We start from the raw sequence: 23,087 nt of genomic DNA on the forward strand, positions 1-23,087 counted from the left end.
AAATCTAATAGATATTTGCAATAACCTTTCATAATCAATAATCTGTATCGCCCTATGCAACAGGTTCCCGGTATTGTAATTTTGCTTTCAGTTTTATCAATTGCTATTGTTGCAACAGGTATGCTGCTGGATTTTTTCTTTAAAGTTTGGTGGGTTTTCCTTTTTTCATTTGTAAGCGGGTTTATTATGCTTGCAATTGCCTTATTTATTCTGCTGCATAAACTATTAAAAAAAGATTACAACAAGTAATCTTTTATCTAACACTTTTCTTTAAGAATTTATTAACTACCTAAAAGGTTTTGAAAATAAACCTTGAAGCATCTCTCTTGTCTGAATTTTATAGACAAGAATCAACTATTTCCTAAATAACTAAATTAACGATCATGAACAAAGTTTTACTTTCTTTATCCATAGTAGCAGCATTTACTGCTTGCAAACAGAGTCAACAAAAAAATGAAACGGAAACCCCACTTTTGCTATCGCCCAATACTGCTTATCAAAACAGCAGTTTAACCGATACGGCATTGAATTTAAATGAGCAAAAGCAGGCGACACAAGCACCAAGAATAATTGAAAAAACAACAATTATTTACCGCAATGCGCCGCAAAAATCGCCTAAATCCCCTAAGCCCGTTTTTGAATCCGAGCCCACGGCTACAACAAACCCTAGTGCACCAGAAACAAAAGATTCTACCCAGTCAGGAGGCACAGCCTCTGTTGAAACGGGAAATACCAATGGCCAGTTAGATGGAGCTGATGCTGATACCAAAGAAGAAAAAAAGGGTATAAGTAAAGCGGCAAAAGCTGCAATAATTGGTGCTGTTGGCGGAGCTGTTGCCGGTGCGGTAATTGGCAAAAATGGTAAAGGTGCCATAATTGGAGGCGTAATTGGTGCAGCTGGTGGTTATGTGCTTGGCAGAAAGCAGGATAAAAAAGACGGCCGGGTAAACTAACAGCCTATTAAAAGGTAAACCCTATTTAAATATTTCCCGCCTGTGCAAAGGCGGGTTTTTTTATTTTCCTAAAGCTGAAACTATAATTCCATTGAAAAAAAACCGTATATTAGACATCCTAATTATGAGCTCATGAAAAAATCTTTACTGATTTTGGTTGCCTGTATTTTTTCAGGCACCATTTATGCCCAAAGCCTTTCAGTAGTAAGTATGGATAGGTCTGGCGATAAAATACTTTTGTGTTTTAGAACCATAGATAATGCGTTGATTAATGTTTCTAAAGAAGGGCAATTGGTTGGCTATGGCATGGAAAATTTGCAAAGACAAAATTTGCATTGGATGTTTCCACCACAACTGGATCCATATATGGGCCGTGTGGAAAATTATTCAGATAACGAGGATGTGAACTTTAGAGGAAAAGTAAAATATATAGGGCAAACAATGATTACTTACTATGCCTCCTATGATAAAGATGAACTTCGTGGAAAGATAAAATCTATTGGCGCTACCGATTTTGTATATTTTGAAAGTTACAGCGATAACTCCTTTTCTGGCAATATGCAAAGGGCAGGAAACAACAATTTCACCTATTACAGTTCTTTTGATAATGAAGCGCTAAAAGGAAAATTTAAAACTATTGGAAATACCGGCCTAAGCTATTATCCTTCTTTTGAAGATAAAGCTATAAAGGGAAGAATTAAAAATATTGGAACAGACAATTTTACTTACTATACATCTTTTGACCGCAAAGGTTACCAGGGTGCTCAAAAATCTGGCTTTCAAACTAAGTTTATAAACAGCATTAGGTTCCAGGTATTCCCTTAATGGAAATTTAATTATTCACCAACCATATCTATATCTCTTTCATTATCCCAATTGGCTTTTACCGTTAACTTTTGAGATAAGGTAACGGCAATTTCGGGTTGACGTTTTGTGTTATAATCACCCGGGTCCCATTTTCCGTTTTGGTTGTTATCGTACAAAACCCTTAATTCATAATCTCCGGGTAGTATCATATTGTTTTGCCATGTACTACCGCCCACTGCAGCCGAAAGTTTAATTTCTTCTCCCTGCACCAGTTGTAAAACAGGGTGTTTTGTTAAATCCAGGTTTTGAAACCTCAATTGTATGGCACCGTAATCTTCTTTGCTAAAAGTTTTAAATCTTAGCGTATCGTTTTTGGTAATTTTTAAACCTATACTATCTTCAAACGCCGCTTGCTGGATTAATAATACATAATCTTTATTGGCAATCCAGGGTACTTTAAATGAAAAAATCCTTTGCGTACTGTCTGTAGTAATAGAAAAGGGCAAAGGCAAATAATTGGTGTCGGTGAGAGATACTTTGCTGCTGTCAAAATTTTTTATTTTGTTAGAAAATTTCAAATCAAAATTTTTTAATAAATCCTGTTTATAGGGGCTGGATAAGTTGCTGGTAAACTTTAATTCTTTATCGGGTTGGTTACGCCGGTTAGTTACAGGGTGGCCGGATGTAGTTCTTAAAGGTTGTTGTTTTGGTTTTTCAAGTGCATAGGCATTTAGGAAAAGAGGAGCAGTGGCATTGTTTATTTGAACCGGGGCACTTGCAAAAGCAAATAATTCGGAGCCGGAATTGTAGGTTTTCCCACCATCTTCGTCTTTTAAGGCAAAGGCATAAAAAGTACCTTCCGGCAAATTTTGAAATTGGAATGATCCTTTACCGTCAAGTTTGGCAATATAAAGGGGCCGCTCTTTATAAACGGAGCTGTCAGTAATATTTTTATAAAGCATTACAAGCAGGGTACTATCTGTTTTGCCGGTTTGGGCAAGGGTTACTTTTCCGGAAAGCGATAAGGAATCAATATAATTGCCGGTAGAAAAAGCATAGCTGAAGTTTTTTAAAATATTTCCTTCATTAACATCTTTTATTGCATTACCAAATTGCAGGGCGTAGGTTATATTTTCTTTTAACGTGTCCCGCAGTTTTATTACCAGCGTTTTTAAGTTGCCGCTTACGGTTGGGTTTTTTTGGGGTAATGGAGAAACCAAAAGGTTGTTCTGAATATTTTGTATATCAATATATTCATTAAACAACAGGGTAATTTTATTACCGCTAAAGTTTATGGTATTTATTTCGGGGGTTGCCTTAATCAATACCGGAGCTAAAGAATCTTTGGGGCCTCCTGATGGGTAGCCCATTTGGGCACAGCCACTACTTATAAAAACCAACAAGCCATAAAAGGCCAAAGCCAGTATTGCAGATAGGCAATATTTTACCATGGCGCAAATTTATAACAATACAGGAGCATAGCAGGCAACGAATTGTCAATTGTTTGCAGAAAATATTATTAAAAGTTGTTAAAACTTACCTTATAGCAGCCCTTTTTCATAGGCAAGGTGAAGTGCCTGTGCCCGGCTATTTACATGCAGCTTTTGATAAATATTAACCACGTGTTTTTTTGCGGTATTGGTGCTGATATTTAATTTTTGGCCAATTTCTTTATAAAATAAGCCTTGAACCAGCAATTGAAGTATCTCCATTTCTCTTTGCGAAAGATCGAAAAAATTTTTTTCGATTGTATTTGCTTTGGCTTTTTTTATAGTAAGTTCATTTTTTTGAACCAATTGTAAAATTTTATGTGCAATACCGGGCGAAATTGGCCCCGCACCGTTTTCATGCATTTGCCAAAGCATTTCTGCAATATTTTCTGCACTCTCATCTTTTAAAAGATAGCCATAAGCCCCGGCTTTAATGGCTTTAAATATTTTTTCTTCATCATCAAAAATGGTGAGCACAACAAATTTAATACTGGGGTAAAACGATGAGCCGGCAGCAATGGCATCTACGCCATCCATTTTGGGCATTTCCAAATCCATTAAAGCCACCTGTGGAATATCTATTGCCGGAATAGCTTTCATTTTTTCTAAAAAATCCTTCCCGTCTTCGGCTATAAGGGTAATTTTAAAATTGGGGTTGCGCAGTAATTTATCACGAATAATATTCCGGTTACTAAGCTTATCGTCTATTATGGCAATATTAATGTGCATTGGTATTTAAGCAAAAGTGGTTTTTCATACAAATTTCATTTTTCTAATGCAAACAGGCGCTAATCCAAATAGGTACTATACAACTATTATACGAATAGTAGTTCCGGTATCATTAGAAAAAATACCTAATTCAAACCCTGCTTCCTGGCTGCGCTTCTTCATATTTTCCAATCCATAGCCGGCAGAGTTAAATTCTTTATTATAAACAAAGCCATTTCCATTATCTATTACCTCAATTACCCATTTATTATTTTCCTCAAAGCTGTTAATAATGAGATTTGAAGCATTACTATGCTTTATGGCGTTGGATAGGGCTTCCTGTACAATGCGTACCAGGTTTAAGGCTTTGGAATAATGCAAATAATAACCTGCCGGAGCATTACCTTTTATAAAAAAAGATTTAGTGGGATAATACCGGTTAAAAGGCTGAATAAAATTTTTTAACCTCATCAGGCATTCTTCTGCGGAATATTTTTCTTTTTTTAAAGCCCAAATGGTTTCCCTTAATGCTGTAATAATATCTTTTGAGGCATATTTCAGGTCAGTCATGAGCAATGTTTTTTTGCTTTCTTCTTTTTCTTCCTCCAAAAGTTGGGTATTGTATAACACTGCATTGGCGTAAGCACCTACACTGTCATGCAGGTTCCTGGATATGCGTTCCCTTTCTACCTGCATTTTTTGTTCTTCTTCTAATGCTTTTAGTTTATGCTTGAATTTAGACCTTAGATAAAAATAAACGCCACCAATTGTAATGAGCAGGGAAAGAAATATAATGCCAGTAATAAACCACCACGTTTGCCAAAAGGGAGGATTAATAACTATATAGATTTCTTTTAATGGTATTGGGTTTTTGTCCAGAGACCTTGATGCCGACACCTGTAATACATATTTGCCCGGGGGCAATAAGTAACGTATGGCTTGTTGGTTGAGTAATTGAATCCACGAGCCATCAAAGCCTTTCATGCGGTAATTATAAAAATATTGATCAGGGTTTTGCGGTCCAATGGCAATAAAATCAAATGACAGGGAATTTAAATTATAAGGCAGAGTAATTTTTTTTATTTTCCAAATTGCAGAATCTCCAAAAATATTAATGCCATTCGATTTAATATCTGTAAGCAGGATACTTATATTTTCAGTTATAGCTACAATATTTTGAGGATAAAAACTGCTAATGCCTTTTACCCCGCCAAAAAACATTTCTCTATCCTTATCAACAGCAGATACATTGGTATTAAATTCATTTTCCTGCAACCCATCCTGTCGGGTAAGGTTTAAAACCAGGTTATTTTTACTTATTCTAATAATCCCTTTATTGGTACTGCACCAAAGCTGGCCCAGCTTATCTACCTCAATGGCATAAATACATTCATCGGGCAATCCCCATTTTTTATCCCAATGCTGCAGCGTTTTTCCTGTAGTGTCTATTTTAAAAACACCTTTATTGGTACCCATAAATATTTCAGCATTTGGCCCTTTTACAAAACTGCGTACACCGGCTGTATTGGGGAAGTATATTTTTTTTACAATTTTTATGGATGCTGTATCCAGGAAAAAGAGGGAATCGTTTACATGGCTAATAATATATTGGTTGTATACCAAAGCGCTCATTGGGTGGTCTTTAGTAAATGTGTAACAATGAATGGTATTGCGGACAAGGTTTATTTTATAAATATTGTTTTGGGAGGCTATAAGTGCGGTATGGTCATCCAGGTAATCAGTTTTGGTGTAATACTTTACGGCAGGGTTAATAGTAGTATCGGAGCAAAAAATAGTTATAGGCGATAATTGACTTAAATTTTTAGTAAGTTTCCAAACAATTTTTTCTCCCCAAAGAAAAATTAAATAGTCGCCAACGAGGTTTTTAATTATGGCAACAGGTGTGGTATTATGTTTAATTTTTGGAAAAAATTTTATCGTCTTTTTTACTTGTTGTAAAGTGTCAAATATTATTAATCCGTCACCCCTTATTCCGGCCAGAATTTTATTGTTAACCTTATCGGGGAGTACACAGTTAACAAACTTGTTTTCGGCGTGGCTATCACTATAAATATTTATGGGAAAATTATTTTTAATAATTTTTCGAATACCGTCCTGAATAGTGCTTGCGATAAGGTTTCCAAAATTATCTACTTTGATTCGGGATATAGCGGAACTTGTACTAATGGGCTGTCCCTGGAAATTTAAAATTTCAGATTTTGGGTATAGGGAGTTCGCATCCGACTCATAAATTTTATTATCAAAAACATAAACAAGTTTATTGTCCCAACATTGAATGAAAGACCGTAAGTCTCTTTTGGCTGTTATTGTACTTAAATTTTTAAGGGAAGAAGTTTTTCCATTGGTAAAATTGATGCTGTATAAAATTCCCTTTTGGGTTTTTAGAAAAAAAATGGCTTCGTTGCTGCTATTTAAGTATATGCTGGACGGTAGTACATCATCAATTATTATGGACTTTGTTGCATGAGTGGGTTGAGTAAAATTCCAAAGTATTAAAAAATTACCCTGGCATAATATTATTTTACCCTGGGTAATATTGCTAAAGTATTTGTAGTCATCCCTAATTATGGATGAAGGAAAAATGAGAGGCGTTTTTGATACTTCTTTAAAAGATCCGGTAGCATCTAATCCTACAATTTCATCATAGTAATTCCATAAGTAAACCACATGGTTATATTCCCCTAAAAAAACTGTTCCTTTTGCTTGTGTTTTATTCAGTTTTGCCACTTGTATAAAATAGTTGGAGGCTACATTGTACAAACTAATACCCTGGGCATGTTTAATTAATAGATCACCGGAACTAAGCCTTAAAAAACTTACAAATTTATCATCGGGCAGCCCGTTTTGAACCGGGATATTTGTAAAGGAGCTGCCATCAAACTTTTGAATACCATTGGGAAAAGCAATCCAGCAATAATTATTTTTATCAAAAGCCATATCCAAAATACTACTTTGCAAAAGGCCATTATTTACACTGTAACTAAAGGTATTATAGCGTTTTACTAACTGGGCTGCTGTAAAAAGCGGAAAGTAAAGTAAAAAAGCAAGGTTATATATTATCCTTAACGGCATATTGAAGTGCGTAGATTTTTTTCAATTTACAAAAACTAATAATGAAAGCAGTAAATACTATCCAAATGGATTATTGGCAGTTTATTTTCCTTTCGTTTGTTTTGTAAAGAGTTAATGCATACAACAAAAGGTCTTTATTTTATAATGGGGGTAATAAAAACAGAATTTAAATTTTTTATACCGGGATGCCCGCTCCGGATAAAGTAGCCGGGCATTAGGGGTTGCTTCGGTGCTTTTTTCGGGGATTTTATTTTCGGGTGAATTTTTAAGTGTGCAATTTTAACTATAAATGCTGCAGTTTTTACTGCGGCATTTTAATTTTAAGCAAAAAAAAGCGGAAACTTTAAGTTTCCGCTTTTAGCAAAATAAGGTTTAACCCAACGCCACTCTTTTGAATTCGGTAACTTTTAAATTGGGGTTGATGCTTTTTAAATAGTCAGCAACAGATTTATTGTTATCCTTTACAAAAGCCTGGGCAAGTAATGTATTTTCTTTAAAAAATTTATTGAGTTTTCCCATGGCAATTTTTTCGGCCATTTCAGCAGGTTTACCTTCTGCTTTAACCACTTCAATTGCAATATTTTTTTCTCTTTCTACCACATCGGTGGGTATTGAAGTTTCGTCAACAGCCAATGGGTTCATTGCGGCTATTTGCATGGCTACATCTTTACCGGCTTCTTCTGCCTGCATGGTTAAACCTACCAGCACACCCATGCGGTTGGCTCCATGTATATAGCTGGCTACATAAGGGGCTTCAATTCTTTCAAATTTAGAGATGCCAATTTTTTCGCCAATTGCTGCAAGCTTATCATTGATAAGATCAGAAACTTTTGCGCCATTTATAGTTACAGCGTTTAGTTCATCTGCAGATTTTACATTGTTGGATATTGCGGCATCAGCAATGCTTTGGGCAAAAGCCACAAATTCCGCATTTTTACTTACAAAGTCAGTTTCGCAACTGATACATACTACAAATCCTGTTTTGTTGTCGGTTGTAGTTTGTGCAATTACCACTCCTTCTTTTGCTTCCCTGTCGCTTCGTTTTGCTGCAACTTTTTGCCCTTGTTTACGCAGCCAGTCAATTGCTGCTTCAAAATCCCCATTTGCTTCTGTTAATGCTTTGCGGCAGTCCATCATTCCGGCGCCGGTTGCCTGGCGAAGTTTGTTTATGTCTGCTGCTGTAATTGTTACACTCATTTTTATTGCTCCATAATTCCCCCGGGGGGAATTTAATTTTACGGTTAAAAATTTATTTAAATCCAGCTTACTTAGCTGCAGGCTTTCTGCCACCACCTCCTGCGCTGGGGAAACGGCGTTTAGTTCCTCCGGTTCCACCACTACTACGGCTGCGTTTGCCTTTATCATCGCCTTCTGCATCTTTTTGTTCAAAACGGGATGCCCTTGCTGCTGCAGATTCTTCTACTTCATGCTGTTCTTCATCATCTTTGCTGCTTTGGCGCTCCTGCAACCCTTCTGCAATTGCGGCAGTAATGTAATTGGTAATAATGGCAATTGATTTTGTTGCATCATCGTTTGACGGAATGGCAAAATCAACTTTATTGGGATCGCAATTGGAATCTACCATACCAAAGGTGTTGATGCCAAGCTTTTTTGCTTCTGCCAAAGCAATATGTTCGTGTCCAATATCTATCAAAAATAAAGCGGCAGGTATACGGCTTATTTGCGCAATACCACCCAATACTTTTTCCATTTTTTCTTTTTCACGGCTCAGGGTAAGTTTTTCTTTTTTGTTTAGGCTTTCGGCGCTTCCGTCGTTAAGCAGTTTTTCAATGCTTTGCATTTTCTTTACACTTTTACGAACGGTGTTGAAGTTGGTAAGCATACCACCAAGCCAGCGTTCGGTAACATAAGGCATATTTACCCGCTGGGCACATTCTGTTACTAATTCTTTAGCTTGCTTTTTTGTTGCAACAAACATGATCTTTTTACCGCTACGGGCAATGGCTTTCATTGCAGCAGCAGCTTCCTGCAAACCTTCTACAGTTTTGTTAAGGTCTATAATATGGATACCTTTTTTTTCTGCAAAAATGTAGGGTAACATTTTAGGGTTCCATTTTTTCTTTAAGTGACCAAAATGAACGCCTGCTTCTAAAAGTTGCTGTTGTAAGGATGTATTATTTTCCATTTAATTGATTTCTTTTTTTGTGTTTAATTGTTTGGGGTTTGCTGCTATAAAACAACAAATGATAATTGCCAAACGTATTAACGTTTTGAGAACTGGTAACTTCTTCTTGCTTTTTTGCGGCCCGGTTTTTTACGTTCTACAGAACGAGGGTCACGCCTTAATAATCCTGCAGCTTTTAAAGTAGGCCTGTAATCGGCACTTAATTCTATAAGCGCACGGGCAATACCCAGTTTTGCCGCTTCTGCCTGGCCTTTTACACCGCCGCCTGTTGCATTAATTACAATCGAATATTTGCCAGTTGCATCTGTCGCTTTTAAGGGCGCTTCTACCTGGTTTTGCAGGTAAACCAAAGGAAAATAGGTTTTGTAATCTTTTCCGTTAATAGTAATAGAGCCTTCTCCTTTACTTAAGAATACCCTGGTTACGGCTTCTTTTCTACGGCCTACTGCGTTTTTTTGCTTTTCCATTTATTTTGAATTATTTTTTTATACCTGAAGTGGCAGGCGTTAATTTAGGAAATGTAAGTTCTTTGGGTTGTTGGGCGCCATGCGGATGTTCGGTTCCGGCATATACAAAAAGTTTTTTAAACAGTTTACGCCCAAGCCTGTTTTTAGGAAGCATCCCTTTTACGGCACGCTCTATGAGTACATCTGGCCGGCGTTTTAATAGATCTTTTGCTGTTTCGGCTTTAAGGCCGCCGGGGTAACCGCTATAGGTTAAATAATCTTTGTCATCTATTTTATTGCCAGTAAATTTTACTTTATCGGCATTTATAATAATAACAAAATCCCCGCAGTCTACGTGTGGGGTGTAAGAAGCCTTGTTTTTTCCTCGAAGAACAGAAGCAACTTTAGCGCACATGCGGCCTACAGTTTGATTAGTACCATCTACAACATACCAGTTGCGTATAACGGTAGCTGCGTTTGCATGCTTGGTGGTGAAATGTAATTTGCTCATATTATTGTTTTTTAGCTTACAACCGGGGCTATCCCCGCCGGTAGTTGAAATAATGTCCGAAATTTTCGGGCTGCAAAGGTAAGGGGTTAATTTGCTTTTCAACAAAGAAAAACCCAGTATTTTTTTAAAGAACTTTTATAAGTTATTGGTTTTTAATAAAAAAATGTTCTATTTTTATAATGATCAATTTGTGCAGGTAGTTTTTTTACTTCTATGCCGTGCCATTTTTTTCCTAAACCTACTGTGAAGCATCTAATATTAATTTTTTTAATTTTTTAATTTTTATTTTATGTCAACAAAAGAAATTACCCTTACACAACTCAGGGATTTGCACCAAAACTATTTAAACCAGAAAGAGCCATTATTGCGTGCAGCCATTAATAAGCCCGAAACCCAATCAGTTTGGTTTGAACTTAACGATGCATTGAGGGATAACCTTAATAGTATTTTAAAAGGCGCTAATGTAGATGGCTTACGTGTTTATTTTACTGCGTATAAAAGCAGGGCCGAAAATGGTTTCCCTGAAGATGCAAAAGATTTGGAGAAAATGAGTGTTGCTCTTGTAGCAACAGAAAGGAGTATTTCTGGCGCATCAATAGACGCTACAAATATTCCTCCGCTAAACCATGGCAACCAACAACCCTAGTTAATGCATTTTAGTACTTTTTTAATTGTAGAGTTTTTAGCTTTGTTAACGGCTATTTATTATTGGAGAGAAACCCGGCATACAAAGCTGCATTATTTAGTGTTTTTTTTAATGTTTATTTGCTGCATAGAAATTATTAGTTTGATTTTGATTAATAATAATATGCGGGCAGAAACAAAATGGGTGTATATAATTTCAGTGCCTGTTGAATTTTCTTTTTATTTATTTCTTATTTATTTGCACGGAGAAAGTTTTAGCAAAAAAGCCAGTTGCATCTTTTTGATATTTTTCAATTTAGCAAATATTGTCGGGCTATTGGCGCAATCTGCTTATAAAGGATCAAATATTTCCATTTTACTGGGTGATATTTGTGTAGCATTAGCAGTGTGTTTTTACCTGGTAAATTTATTTAACAAAGAAACAGATGTACCTTTGTTTCATAATTACTTTTTTTGGATTGCCTCGGGCTTACTGTTGTTTTGCCTTGGGGAAATGGGCTATTTTTTTTTAATTCCTTATATTAAAGCTAATAAATTAGATGAGTTTGGAAAAATGTTTAAATTGATTAATAATAATTTAATGGTTGTTTTGTATGGTTCTTATATTATAGCATTAATAATGCATCACAGGCAATTGAAAAAGAATGCAGCTTGATTTTAAATTTTATTTATTTGGAATTGTAGTAACCATGCTGGTATTGGGGTTTTTTCTTTTGTTGTTAACTACATTGTTTTCTAAAAAGCAACAAAAAAACAAAGCAGAGAAACTCAAAATGCAAAACGAATACCAGCAATCGTTAATTGAAGTGCAGGAGCAAACGCTTACCAATATAAGCCAGGAAATTCATGATAATGTGGGCCAGGTGCTAAGCCTTGCTAAGCTCAACCTAAATAGAGTATATATTGAATACCCCGGAAATGAGGATAAGGAAAAAATTAGCAGTACCGTAGAACTTATTACAAAGGCAATAGAAGATTTAAGGGCCTTAAGCAAAAGCCTAAATGGAGAAATGTTTGTGGATATAGGCTTGCACGAAGCCGTGAAAAGGGAGGTTGGCATATTGCAAAAAGGAGGGTTTATCAATGCAGAATTTATTTCCCTGGGGAAAACATTTGCATTGCCAAGGCAAACAGAAGTGGTGATATACCGTATTGTTCAGGAATGTATCCAAAATGCTATTAAGCATTCCAGTGCAAAAAATATTGCAACCACATTTAAGTATCAGGAACCGGAAATTTTAGTAACAATAGCCGATGATGGAAAAGGGTTTTCCGAAAAAGCAATGATACCCTCAAAGGCCGGCCTGGGTTTAAGAAACATGAAATCGAGGGCGGCGCATATTGGCGCCGATTTAAAAATTAATTCGGCGCCGGGTAAAGGAACGCAGGTAAATATTCACTATGCTCTTTAATAGAAAATAGTATAATGGCAAACATTGTTTTAGTTGATGATCATACCTTATTGCGCAACGGGCTTGCCGGCCTGGTTTTAAGCCTTGGCCATAAAGTTTTATTTGAAGCCAACAATGGTATGGACCTTATTCAAAAAATTAACGAAACACTGGAATTGCCCGATATTGTTTTACTGGATATTAATATGCCCGAAATGGATGGCTATGAAACAGCATCCTGGCTAAAAAAAAACAAACCGTTGGTTTCTATACTTGCATTAAGTATGTATGATAATGAAACCGCTATTTTGCGTATGCTCAGGAATGGCGCTTCAGGATATATTTTAAAAGATTCACATCCGCAGGACCTTCAATTGGCCATTAACGCTATTTTGAACAAAGGATTTTATCATTCTGAATTAATATCGGGCAAAATATTACATGCCTATGCAAAGCCCGATGAAGATGCCGGCAATATGCTAAAAGCCCATGAGTTATCCGACAAGGAAATCCATTTTTTACAATATGCATGCAGCGAATTAACCTATAGGGAAATTGCCGATAATATGGGAGTGAGCCCACGTACTGTTGACGGCTACCGGGATGCCTTATTTAATAAATTAAATATTAAAACCAGGGTTGGCCTTGCTGTTTATGCAATTAAAAGCGGTATTTTTCAAATATAGGTATTTGCTAAAAACCTGCTCCCATATTATATAACACAAAGCTCCAAATATCGGCAGCTTCATCAATAGATTTTGAGGTAGGTTTTCCTGCCCCATGCCCGGCCTTGCTGTCAATGCGTATCAATACAGGGTTTTCGCAGCCCTGAGCTTCTTGTAAAGTTGCTGCAAACTTAAAGGAGTGAGCAGGTACCACTCTATCGTCATGATCGGCAGTAGTAATTAAAGTAGCCGGGTAACAGGTTCCTTTTTTTATATTGTGTAAAGGAGAGTATTTTATTAAATATTCAAACTGATTTATTTTGTCGCTGCTGCCATATTCTACAGCCCAGCCCCAGCCTACGGTAAATTTATGATAGCGGAGCATATCTAAAACACCCACCTGAGGAATAGCCACTTTGAATAAATCAGGCCTTTGCGTTAAGCAGGCGCCTACAAGTAGCCCACCGTTGCTACCTCCTTTAATTGCCAGCTTTGCAGATGAAGTATATTTTTCTTTAATTAAATATTCAGCAGCAGCAATAAAATCATCAAAAACATTTTGCTTGTTTTGTAGCATACCTGCTTTATGCCACTCTTCTCCATATTCACCACCGCCACGCAGGTTGGCTACGCAGTAAATACCTCCGTTTTCAATAAACGGAATGTTGGCAACAGAAAATGCCGGGGTTATATTTATATTAAACCCACCATAGGCATAAAGCATTGCAGGGTTGCTGCCGTTTAATACTAAGCCTTTTTTATAAGTGATAAACATCGGCACTTTTGTACCATCTTTACTGGGGTAAAAAACCTGGCGGGTTTCAAAATTTTCCGGGTTGAATTTTACCTCAGCCTTACGGTATAGGGTAGATTTTCCGGAGGCTATATCATATTTAAAAATTGTAGCCGGATAGGTAAATGAAGTAAATATGTAGTAAAACTCCTTGTCTTCTTTTTTTGATCCAAAGCCAACGGCAGTACCTACACCGGGCAATTGTATGCTGTGCTCAAGTTTGCCCGAAAGATCATGCTGGTTTACTAGGGTATTTGCATCTTTAAGGTAGCCGGCAAATATTTTGTTTCCACCGGTTGTGGCAAAGGTAAGCGGCTCTTTTGTTTCGGGTATAATGCTTTTCCAGTTAGCTTCCGAAGGGTTTTTGGGATCGGCCAAAACTAACTTATAATTAGGGGCCGCACTATTGGTTTTTAGCAGTATTTTATCGCCAATATTATCTACCACATCGGCATTGGTTGAAAAGCCCTGTACAAGCGTAATAAAACCTGTTGCCGATTTGTCCTGTAAATCTTTTATTTTTATTTCGCTGCCATCTGTACCTTCTGCAATGCTTAAAATAAGGAAGCGCTCATCTTCGGTAACGCCGGCGCCTACATATCTCAACGGATGCTCTTTATCTTCATAAATAAGCATGTCTTCTTCCTGGGTAGTGCCTACTTTATGGTAAAATACTTTCTGGTACTCTGTTTTTGCGCTGTACTTTGTTTTTTCTTCTTTGGGTTTGCTGTAGCCACTGTAATAAAAACCATCATCGCCTACCCAACTCATTCCGGTAAATTTTACATATTCAATTTTATCGGAAAGTAATTTTTTAGTATTAAAATCCAGGATATTAATTTCCTGCCAATCACTGCCTGATGCAGAAACTGCATAAGCAAAATAGCGTTGCTTTTTTGAAAAAGCTGTAGCTTGTAAAGCCACTGTACCATCTATGGAAAGTTTATTGGGGTCTATAAGTATTTCCGGCTTACCCTTAATCCCTTTTTGCACATACAGCAGCGCCTGGTTTTGTAACCCGTTATTTTTATAAAATGTAAAATATTCTCCATTTTTTTCGGGTGCAGAATATTTTGGGTAATTCCAAAGCTCGGAAAGCCTTTTGTGTAATTTATTACGAAAAGGGATTTGTTCGAAATAGCTTTGCGTAACCTTGTTTTCTTCTACTACCCATGCAGCAGTATTTTTTGCTGTATCATCCTCCAGCCACCGGTAAGGGTCTTCTATAATTGTTCCAAAATAATTGTCTGACTGGTTTACTTTTTGTGTAGAAGGATATTGAATTTTTTGGGCCATAATTCCTAATGAGATGATACATAAACTAAGTAATATAAAAACTTTCATTTTAATAAATTTTGTGTAATAAAGTTAAATGAAAAAATAACCGTGTGCGCTTAATGTAATTAATACAATGTATAGATATGGTGCTTAATTTATACCCCAAACATTAGCGCCATTCAAATATACGTTCTTCACTTTTGTATTTAATATATTGTTTTCGTTGCATTGCATTAAATCAGTATCTAAAATTATAAAATCTGCCGCTTTTCCTTTTTCCAGGCTGCCCTTTTCATTTTCCTGGAAAGCGGCTTTTGCCGCCCAAATGGTCATGCCCCGTATGGCTTCCTGGCGGCTAAGTGCATTTTCAAAATGAAAGCCGTTTTGGGGAAAACCTTTTGCATCTTTTCTTACTACGGCTGCAAAAAAGGTTTTTATAGGGCTTATATCTTCTACAGGAAAATCGGTGCCTAATGGCATCCATCCGTTGGTTTGTAACAGTTGCTTATATGCATATGAATTTTTTTCCCTTTCTTCACCCAGCCTTTCATTTGTCCAGTACATATCGCTGGTAGCATGTGTGGGCTGTACAGATGGTATAATTTTATAATCTGCAAAAAAGTGAAAATCGTTTTCATTAATTACCTGGGCATGTTCTATGCGCCAGCGCTTATCATTTTTTTCTTTTAAAACGGATGCGTATATTTTTAATATTTGCCTGTTGCCACTGTCGCCAATGGCATGAGTGCACAATTGCAGGTTTGATGTGGCAAGTTTTTGTGCAACCTGCATAAACCATTCGGGTTTGCTCAATAAAAACCCACGCCAGCCTGGCTTATCAGAATAATCCTGTAATAAACATGCGCCCCTACTGCCCAGTGCGCCATCTGCATATAATTTAAACCCGCCAACGGTTAGGTTGCCATTGGTATATCTTCCTTTTTTTATCCAGCTGTCATAATATTGGACAGAATCGGTAAGCAATGCAAAAATTTTAATTTTTAAATCACCGGTTTTTTGCGCTTCTTCAAGTAACTGAACGGTATGCTCACTTATGCCACAATCATGTAAGCTGGTTAGGCCGTTTTTAAAACATGCGGTTTGCATTTTTGTAAAATAGGCTTTGGCCAAAGAATCACTTATTAAAGGAATTTTATTTTCCACTAAATGCATGGCATTATCAATAAGTATACCGGTAGGTTTACCCTTGAGTAATTCAACGCTGCCGCCATCAACTTTTGTTGCTGCTGTAATACCTGCAATTTGTAGTGCAGCGCTATTGGCAATTACTGCATGGCCATCAATTCTTTTTAAATATACCGGCCTGTAGGGAAAAAGGCTGTCGAGTAAATGGTTATCAGGGAATTTTTTTTCCGGCCAGTCATTTTGGTCCCATCCACGGCCGTATAACCAAAGCATTGGTGCTGCTTTGCTGTAATCAGAAATTTTTGCCAATACATCTTCCCATGATTTTGTTCCTGTTAAATCGCACTTCCACCCATCCATAGCATAGCCTGTAAAATGACAATGTGCATCAATAAGTCCCGGAAAAATTGCCTTGCCTTTGGCATCCAGTATTTCAGCGGCATAATATGCCTTTAGTATATTTTCGTTACTGCCAGTGGCTATAATTTTTCCATTTTCAATTGCCATAGCTTCTGCGATTGTAAAAGCAGAATCAACCGTATAAATTACCGCATGGTGAACAACGAGGGAAACCTTTTGTTTTTTATTGCAGGAAGTAAACAATGAAATTGAAACCAATATATAAACAAAAGGTTTCAAAAAAAGATGGACAGGTTTCATGTGTATTTTTTTTGTTTACTAAAAACAGGATGGTTGTTGTATGAAATAAAAGCAATTGTATTGAAAAAGCAATTTTTATTGCCATAATAAATACTGCAATAATCAAAAGGGTAAATAATTAGTACGGGTAAAAAATCAGGCAAGCGCTTCTACTTTACTGGTTTTTTCCAGGGCTGTTTTAAGCATTTGCAACATTTCATTTATCTCTTCTTTTTTGCAGCAGCCTACACTAAGCCTGTACCAAATACTTTTTTTTGAAGCGCCAAATGCATAAAAAGGAACAATGGCCAGCCTTGCTTCATTGAGGATATAAGCTGTTACATCTTCCTGTGTTTTTAAAAGAATTCCTTTGGCCGTTTGGCGGCCCACAAGGTTTATTTGTATGGTGAGATAAATAGCAGCCTGTGGCGGAATGGCATCAATAGGCAAACCGCTTTCAGCCATTTTTTTAATGCCGGCATAAATAGCATCCAGGCGAAATGCAATTTCATTTTTAAAATGTATAAACCATTTTTTTACGGCAGTTTCATTTTTAAAATATCCGGCAACGGCATGTTGCTCGGCCATTGGCGCCCATGCCCCAACATGGCTATTAATAGAACGCATTTTTGCCATTACCGCAGCCGGGCCCATTGCCCAGCCAACCCTTACGCCGGTTGCAGCAAATGATTTGCTTATGCCATCAATGAGTATGGTAAACTCTTTCATTTCTGGCCTTAAAGAAACGGGGTTATAATGTATGGCACCACCAAAAGTAAGCGTCCAGTAAATTTGGTCGTACATGAGATACAGCTTCTTTTCATCTTCTCTCCTCGTTTTGTTTTCTTCAATAATTAAATCACAAATTGCTTCAAGTTCTTGTTTTTTAAAAGTTGTTCCGGTAGGGTTTAGCGGGGAGCAAAGTGCAATTAAAGAAGCGGTTTTTATATATGGCCTAAGCTGTTCGGCTGTGGGCATAAAATTATTTTCCGGTGTGGCTTCAATTAATATATGTTCGCCTTCGGTAAAATGAACATAATGGTTATTGTTCCAGCTGGGTACGGGATAAATTACTTTATCGCCTTTATCTACAATAGCCCTGTAAGTAGCGTAAATTAACGGCCTGCCACCTGCGCCTATTAAAATTTCGTTTGTTGCATATTTTGTTCCTAACTGTGTTTCCATAAAACGGCTTACCTGGTTACGGAGTTCAGTTTCACCCTCGGCGGCAGGATAGGTAGTAAATCCTTTATTGTATGCTTCAATTATGGCTTCCTGCAGTTCGTTGGGTATAGGAAATTGTGTGGAGTCAAAGTCGCCAATTGTATAATTATAAATTTTTTCGCCTGCATTTATTTTTTGCTTAATGGTTGCTCCAAGCTGAACAATTTCAGAAGCAATTAATGTTTCGGCCAGTAAGCTGAGTTTTAAAGAGGCCATAAATATTTTTTTAATAATACAGAATATTGCAAATGTAAGTTTTCACTACTTTATTTCAAAGGCTGGGATAAAATGGGTTTTTGTTCAGAGAAAGGGTGTTTTATTTGTTCGTTTTCAAAAATTTTGTATTTAAAGTGTAATTTTTACAAATTATTATTACATTGCCCGTACTAAAAACTAACTTTATAAATAGTGCTGCCACTAAATCAGTAGCCGCTTTATTACAATAGAATATGTTCAACTTAATATTATTTGGCCCACCCGGCAGCGGAAAAGGTACACAAAGCGAAAAATTAATGGCCCTTTATAAGTTAAGGCACCTGAGTACCGGTGATTTACTACGGTCGGAAATAAGCCGCCAAACAGCTTTGGGCATTGAAGCCAAAAAGTTTATGGACAAAGGCCAACTTGTACCCGATGAAGTGGTTATTGGAATGATAAGTACGGTTATTGACGAAAATAAAAATGCAACCGGCTTTTTATTTGATGGGTTTCCCCGTACCAGCGCTCAGGCAGAAGCATTGGATAATTTACTGGAGTTTAAAAATGCGCCTATTTCGGTAATGCTTGCTTTGGAAGTGAGTGAGGAAGAACTGGTAAAACGCCTTTTGAAGCGTGGCCAAACCAGTGGCCGCAGCGATGATACCAATGAACAGGTGATAAGGGCACGCATAGAAGAATACAGGAAAAAAACCGAAGCTGTTGCAGATTATTACCGCCAGTTTAATAAAGTTGTAATGGTAAAAGGCGAGGGCTCAATAGAAGAAATTTTCAAAAACCTTTGCTATGAAATAGAAAAGAAAATATGAACAGCTTAGTACCCTGATAAATGACCCAACAACAAATTTTATTTTTGAAGCATGATGCAGCTTTTCTGCTACCAGGTTTATCAGCATCCTCAACGGGTAAATGGGGCGTAATGAATGCGCAGGAAATGGTAGAGCACCTTACCGATTTTTTTGATATTTCCTACGAAAAAATAACGATACCCCTGGTTACCCCAGTGGAACATTTGCCCCAATACAGGGCATTTATTTATAGTGATAAAGAATTTAGACCCAACACAAAAGCCCCGGTAGAAATAATTGGCGATAAACCATTTCCTTTGCGTTGCGAAAATCTTGATGAAGCAAAAGAAAAATTAGTTACCAGCATCAATAAATTTTTTCTTCATTTTGATAATAATACCGGTAAAGCTACGCTGCACCCGGTTTTTGGCATTTTGAATTTTGAAGATTGGGTTTTGCTTCATGGCAAACATGTGCGCCACCATTACCGGCAGTTTGGGCTTTTGGATTAGGGGCTTTCTTCCTGCAATAATTCCCCATTTCTGTAAGATTGATAAGGCGTATACTTTTTATTTTGTTGTTCCGCAATCCGGTCGGTTAATAAAATACCAAAGAGGTGATCGGTTTCATGTTGAAAAATTACGGCTGTAAAATCTTCCAGCATTTCAATATGCTGTACACCACTTATATCGGTATAAGAAATGAGTATGGAATGGCTGCGTACCACATCGCCCCAGTTTTCTTTAAAAGATAAATCGCCCTCAAAACCTTTGCGTAATAATTTTGAATGCCAGATAATTTTTGGGTTAATAAAAAACTCAAAGGGCATACTGGGTTTGTCGTAACGCTTTACCCAAATGAGGTTTCTGTTAATGCCCACCTGCGGTGCAGCAATACCCACACCTTTATGATTGGAATCTGTTACAGCTTTATACATTCTTTCTTTTAACAAAGGCAACAATGGGTCATTGCAGGTTATGTCCAGCGATATTTTCCGTAAATATTTTTTTCCTTCGGGTTCGGCAAGTGGAATAAGCCGCAATAGTTTTGATGTATCTCCGCTTACAATGAGCGCTTGCTCGGCGACTGTAAAATTTTGGGCTTTACAATTAAGCGAACAAAGGATAGTGAGCGTTCCAATTAAAAGTTTAATCATTTTTATTGTGCTTCTCAAATATTAAGGTTATAGATTTTCATTTTTGCAGAGGCCTTTTGTATAAGACTTTATGCCTTCGCAGTTTGCAACACAGGCGTTGCCATAGGTTTTGCCATCACATCCGCAAACCGGGTCGTATTGCATACTGCAAACGCAATCTTTAAATTTTTCACCTGCGCAATCTTCAGTAGGTAATTTTGTGCCTTTACAGCTTAATAAAAATGCAGCAATAATTAGTAAAAGAATTTTCATTATTTAATTGTAAATGTATGAAATCAAATTTACGTTAGTATGTTATTATTGAAGCCCATGGTTATAAACAAATATCCCGGGCATTATTTCATTTTGCTGTTTTTTTGAAAAGGCCAACTAATATATCACCCTTTGGGGTATTTGCAGGCAAACAGGGAAAAGCTAACTTCATGTGTTTGAATGAGAAAATGTATCTTAACCATACTCTTACACATTGGAGCCTGTGCTATGGCGCAGCCTGTTATATTAATAGACAGTAACCTGCAGTCTATTAATATAAGTAAGCAGGGTTATGTACGTACCGGAAATGATTTTTTGCCCTTTGATAAGTTCAAAGAAAGCTGGCTGGCATTGGCCAGCGATAAGTTGTATTGGTTGCCCAACAATACTCAATGGTTTTATTGTAAGCTTAAAAACAATGCTTGTAAAAGCAGGGTTTTTAAACTCTGGCTTAATAACGTACAGGCCGGAGTTACCCAAATGTATCTGGTAAGAAATGGAGTAATAGATTCTTCACAAAAAACAGGCTCTTTGCTCGGCCCTAAACAACGTAGTACCGGCGACAGACTGCTATCTATGCAGGTTGTATTAAATGCCGGAGAAGAAACGGGGTTGTATTTAAAATCTTTTAGGAGGCAAATTGGCATTACGGTTTCTCCTATGCTTTACAATGTGATGAATGACAATATTAATGAGCGGCTGGACAACTGGATGATTTTTGGCCTGTCGTTTATGCTTATTATTAGTATTACGGCCCTAAGTATTTATTTTTCATTTCCCTCTAAAGAGTTGTTTTGGTTTGCAGCTTATTCCTTTGCAGTATTATTTTACAGTATTGCAGTTTCAGGCTTTGGTTCATTATATATTTGGGGGAGCTTTCCCCTGTTTGAAGAAAATGCTGCTGTATTTTTAGGCTCACTTGCTTCGGTATGTTTATTTCAGCTAAGCCGATTGTTGTTTAATACGGCCCAGGCTCATAAAAAAACCGATAGGTTTTTAGGTTTATTCAATGTAGCCAATATTGTTGTAGCGGCATTGGGGTTTAATATGCTTATTAATTATTTTAGTATCCATACATTCACTATCCTGCTGCTGTTACTTTACTTACTGCAAATTGTGGGTTATGTTGTAATTTTTATTCTCGCCTTAGCGGCCGTATTCGTTCAAAAGCGAAAAGAATTTATTTTAATTGCTATTTTATTTGGCATTATACTTATTGCAGTGAACATCCTCATATTACAGGAAACTGGCGCAATTCCTTTTGATTATCGTTTTCATTCTTATATGGTTTCTTTTAGCCTTTTTCCGCAAACGCTTATTCCTTTATTGTTTTTTGTAAAGCGTATTGAAAAACAATTGCAGCAAAAAGGCGAACAAATTATGCAGGAAAGATTAATGGCCGAAAGCAATATTCTCAATGAAAGGATAAGGCTTGGCAGGGAGCTGCATGATGATATTGGTGGCACCATGAGCGGCATAAAATTATACAGTCACCTTGCCGGGAGCCAATTGGATGCCGGAAACAGTAAAGCCCTGAGCCAATCTTTGCAAACCATTCAGCAATCTGCCGAGGAAATGATTTTACGTATTAACGACCAGGTATGGCTTATGCAAAGCAATAGCAATACACTGGAGCAGGTTTTACAGCACCTTGTGGAATATGCCGGAAAAATGGCCTTTTCAAAAAATATGGATATAAAAATATCGGTAGGCCAGAATATTACGAGCGAAGACGATAGTAAAACGCATAAAAACCTTTACCTGCTTTGCAAAGAAGCCATAAACAATGCAGTGAAGTATAGCGAAGGTTCAATGCTTATTTTTGAAGCCTGGCAGCAAGAGGGAGTGTTGCAAATTATCATTGCAGACAATGGAAAAGGGTTTGATACCGGAAAGGAATACCCTGGAAACGGGTTAAAAAATATGAAGCAAAGGGCACAGGAAATAGAGGCAAAATTAACTTTTGAAAGTTCACCAATGACAGGTACTAAACTGGTAATTTTAAAATAATCACTCATTGGGGTATAGATTATAAGTAGATTTTATTTCATCTTTACATCATGCAAATAGATGTTGCTATTTTTGAAGATAATAAACTAATTCGGGATGCCCTGGTAGCCATATTAAATGGTACGCATCAATATAATTGTGTAGGGGCTTTTGACAATGGAAAATTTTGGGAAGAGCAACTGCAGCGGAGCAAACCAGATATAGTACTCATGGATATTGAAATGCCGGGCCTGGATGGTATTGAACTAACAAGGTTAATAACTCAAAAATTTGAAAACATTAAAGTCCTCATCCAAACTGTGTTTGACGATACTGGCAAAATTTTTCATGCACTTTGTGCTGGCGCCAGTGGGTATATTTTAAAAACCGATCCACCCCATAAATACCTAGAAGCAATTACCGAAGTGTACAACGGCGGTTCATTTATGAATGCAGGTGTAGCCCGTAAAACATTGAGTTTTTTTACCAATAAAAATATAATGATGATGGCTCCCCAGAGTGAAAAATTCAACCTCACCGAAAGGGAAAAAGAAATTTTACAGCGCCTTATCGAAAGCCGCTCTTTACGATCAATTGCAGAATCGTTATTCATAAGCCTTGAAACCGTACGTACACACGTAAAGCATATCTACAAAAAACTCCACGTAGCCAATCGTACCGAAGCAGTAATGAAAGCCATACAACAGGGCCTGGTATAGCTTTTACAAAATCACCCGTTGAGGTATTGTTG

Annotated in this window: 23 protein-coding genes; 11 read left to right on the forward strand and 12 right to left on the reverse strand. The window is 37.0% G+C overall.

The features are described from left to right. Positions 1-54 precede the first annotated feature (54 nt). The 3 genes from IPO46_06950 to IPO46_06960 all read left to right on the forward strand — a co-directional run bounded on the left by IPO46_06950 (position 55) and on the right by IPO46_06960 (position 1,778). A complete protein-coding gene (locus IPO46_06950; GenBank protein ID QQS61888.1) occupies positions 55-249 on the forward strand; it encodes a hypothetical protein in 195 nt (64 codons plus the stop codon). A 134-nt stretch (positions 250-383) separates the two neighbouring features. Continuing rightward, on the forward strand, positions 384-953 hold the full coding sequence (locus IPO46_06955; protein QQS61889.1) for a glycine zipper 2TM domain-containing protein: 570 nt from the start codon (positions 384-386) through the stop codon (positions 951-953). A gap of 132 nt (positions 954-1,085) precedes the next feature. Then, positions 1,086-1,778 carry a hypothetical protein gene (locus IPO46_06960; GenBank protein QQS61890.1) on the forward strand — a complete coding sequence of 231 codons (693 nt, stop codon included), beginning with the start codon at positions 1,086-1,088 and terminating at the stop codon, positions 1,776-1,778. An 11-nt stretch (positions 1,779-1,789) separates the two neighbouring features. Here the strand turns inward: IPO46_06960 and IPO46_06965 are convergent, their stop codons facing one another. The 7 genes from IPO46_06965 to rplM all read right to left on the reverse strand — a co-directional run bounded on the left by IPO46_06965 (position 1,790) and on the right by rplM (position 10,154). Next, a complete protein-coding gene (locus IPO46_06965; GenBank protein QQS61891.1) occupies positions 1,790-3,211 on the reverse strand; it encodes an Ig-like domain-containing protein in 1,422 nt (473 codons plus the stop codon). A gap of 90 nt (positions 3,212-3,301) precedes the next feature. After that, the gene (locus IPO46_06970; GenBank protein QQS61892.1) at positions 3,302-3,979 is read right to left on the reverse strand and encodes a response regulator transcription factor; all 678 of its coding nucleotides are present in this window, start codon (positions 3,977-3,979) and stop codon (positions 3,302-3,304) included. Positions 3,980-4,054: 75 nt separating this feature from the next. Continuing rightward, positions 4,055-7,051 carry a hypothetical protein gene (locus IPO46_06975; GenBank protein QQS61893.1) on the reverse strand — a complete coding sequence of 999 codons (2,997 nt, stop codon included), beginning with the start codon at positions 7,049-7,051 and terminating at the stop codon, positions 4,055-4,057. A 372-nt stretch (positions 7,052-7,423) separates the two neighbouring features. Further along, entirely contained in the window at positions 7,424-8,248 is an 825-nt protein-coding gene (locus IPO46_06980) for an elongation factor Ts (GenBank protein ID QQS64340.1), read from the reverse strand. 67 nt (positions 8,249-8,315) lie between these two features. Next, positions 8,316-9,197 (reverse strand): 30S ribosomal protein S2, encoded by an 882-nt coding sequence (rpsB, locus tag IPO46_06985; protein QQS61894.1) that lies wholly within the window; start codon positions 9,195-9,197, stop codon positions 8,316-8,318. A gap of 77 nt (positions 9,198-9,274) precedes the next feature. After that, a complete protein-coding gene (gene rpsI / locus IPO46_06990) occupies positions 9,275-9,664 on the reverse strand; it encodes a 30S ribosomal protein S9 (GenBank protein ID QQS61895.1) in 390 nt (129 codons plus the stop codon). 10 nt (positions 9,665-9,674) lie between these two features. Continuing rightward, entirely contained in the window at positions 9,675-10,154 is a 480-nt protein-coding gene (gene rplM / locus IPO46_06995) for a 50S ribosomal protein L13 (GenBank protein QQS61896.1), read from the reverse strand. A gap of 289 nt (positions 10,155-10,443) precedes the next feature. Between rplM and IPO46_07000 the strand changes: the two genes are divergently transcribed. The 4 genes from IPO46_07000 to IPO46_07015 all read left to right on the forward strand — a co-directional run bounded on the left by IPO46_07000 (position 10,444) and on the right by IPO46_07015 (position 12,876). Then, positions 10,444-10,800: a hypothetical protein gene (locus tag IPO46_07000; protein QQS61897.1), complete on the forward strand. Its 357-nt coding sequence runs from the start codon at positions 10,444-10,446 to the stop codon at positions 10,798-10,800. Between the two features lie 315 nt (positions 10,801-11,115). Next, positions 11,116-11,454 carry a hypothetical protein gene (locus IPO46_07005; protein ID QQS61898.1) on the forward strand — a complete coding sequence of 113 codons (339 nt, stop codon included), beginning with the start codon at positions 11,116-11,118 and terminating at the stop codon, positions 11,452-11,454. Further along, positions 11,444-12,211, forward strand: a complete 768-nt coding sequence (locus IPO46_07010) for a sensor histidine kinase (GenBank protein QQS61899.1) — start codon at positions 11,444-11,446, stop codon at positions 12,209-12,211. Before IPO46_07005 ends, IPO46_07010 begins: the two co-directional genes overlap by 11 nt. A 14-nt stretch (positions 12,212-12,225) precedes the next feature. Next, positions 12,226-12,876, forward strand: coding sequence for a response regulator transcription factor (locus IPO46_07015; GenBank protein QQS61900.1), 651 nt, complete (start codon positions 12,226-12,228; stop codon positions 12,874-12,876). Positions 12,877-12,883: 7 nt separating this feature from the next. Here IPO46_07015 and IPO46_07020 read toward each other — a convergent pair whose 3' ends face one another. The 3 genes from IPO46_07020 to IPO46_07030 all read right to left on the reverse strand — a co-directional run bounded on the left by IPO46_07020 (position 12,884) and on the right by IPO46_07030 (position 18,151). Next, complete coding sequence (locus IPO46_07020) at positions 12,884-14,992, reverse strand: S9 family peptidase (GenBank protein ID QQS61901.1); 2,109 nt, start codon at positions 14,990-14,992, stop codon at positions 12,884-12,886. Between the two features lie 84 nt (positions 14,993-15,076). After that, a complete protein-coding gene (locus IPO46_07025; GenBank protein ID QQS64341.1) occupies positions 15,077-16,711 on the reverse strand; it encodes an amidohydrolase in 1,635 nt (544 codons plus the stop codon). Positions 16,712-16,867: 156 nt separating this feature from the next. Continuing rightward, positions 16,868-18,151 carry an aminotransferase class I/II-fold pyridoxal phosphate-dependent enzyme gene (locus tag IPO46_07030; GenBank protein QQS61902.1) on the reverse strand — a complete coding sequence of 428 codons (1,284 nt, stop codon included), beginning with the start codon at positions 18,149-18,151 and terminating at the stop codon, positions 16,868-16,870. Positions 18,152-18,384: 233 nt separating this feature from the next. Between IPO46_07030 and IPO46_07035 the strand changes: the two genes are divergently transcribed. After that, positions 18,385-18,960: an adenylate kinase gene (locus IPO46_07035; protein ID QQS61903.1), complete on the forward strand. Its 576-nt coding sequence runs from the start codon at positions 18,385-18,387 to the stop codon at positions 18,958-18,960. Positions 18,961-19,004: 44 nt separating this feature from the next. Continuing rightward, positions 19,005-19,451: a DUF1569 domain-containing protein gene (locus IPO46_07040; protein ID QQS61904.1), complete on the forward strand. Its 447-nt coding sequence runs from the start codon at positions 19,005-19,007 to the stop codon at positions 19,449-19,451. On the opposite strand, the gene IPO46_07045 is transcribed toward IPO46_07040, so the two are convergent. Together IPO46_07045 and IPO46_07050 are read right to left on the reverse strand one after the other, a co-directional pair. Next, positions 19,448-20,095, reverse strand: coding sequence for a peptide deformylase (locus IPO46_07045; protein QQS61905.1), 648 nt, complete (start codon positions 20,093-20,095; stop codon positions 19,448-19,450). The genes IPO46_07040 and IPO46_07045 overlap by 4 nt on opposite strands. Before the next feature lie 27 nt (positions 20,096-20,122). Then, positions 20,123-20,347, reverse strand: coding sequence for a hypothetical protein (locus tag IPO46_07050; protein QQS61906.1), 225 nt, complete (start codon positions 20,345-20,347; stop codon positions 20,123-20,125). Between the two features lie 180 nt (positions 20,348-20,527). Here IPO46_07050 and IPO46_07055 point away from each other — a divergent pair, with 180 nt between their 5' ends. Together IPO46_07055 and IPO46_07060 are read left to right on the forward strand one after the other, a co-directional pair. Beyond that, a complete protein-coding gene (locus tag IPO46_07055) occupies positions 20,528-22,357 on the forward strand; it encodes a hypothetical protein (protein QQS61907.1) in 1,830 nt (609 codons plus the stop codon). A 50-nt stretch (positions 22,358-22,407) separates the two neighbouring features. Beyond that, positions 22,408-23,055 carry a response regulator transcription factor gene (locus IPO46_07060; protein QQS61908.1) on the forward strand — a complete coding sequence of 216 codons (648 nt, stop codon included), beginning with the start codon at positions 22,408-22,410 and terminating at the stop codon, positions 23,053-23,055. Positions 23,056-23,087: the final 32 nt, after the last annotated feature.

The organism is Chitinophagaceae bacterium, from assembly GCA_016699815.1.
Lineage (GTDB): Bacteria > Bacteroidota > Bacteroidia > Chitinophagales > Chitinophagaceae > Ferruginibacter.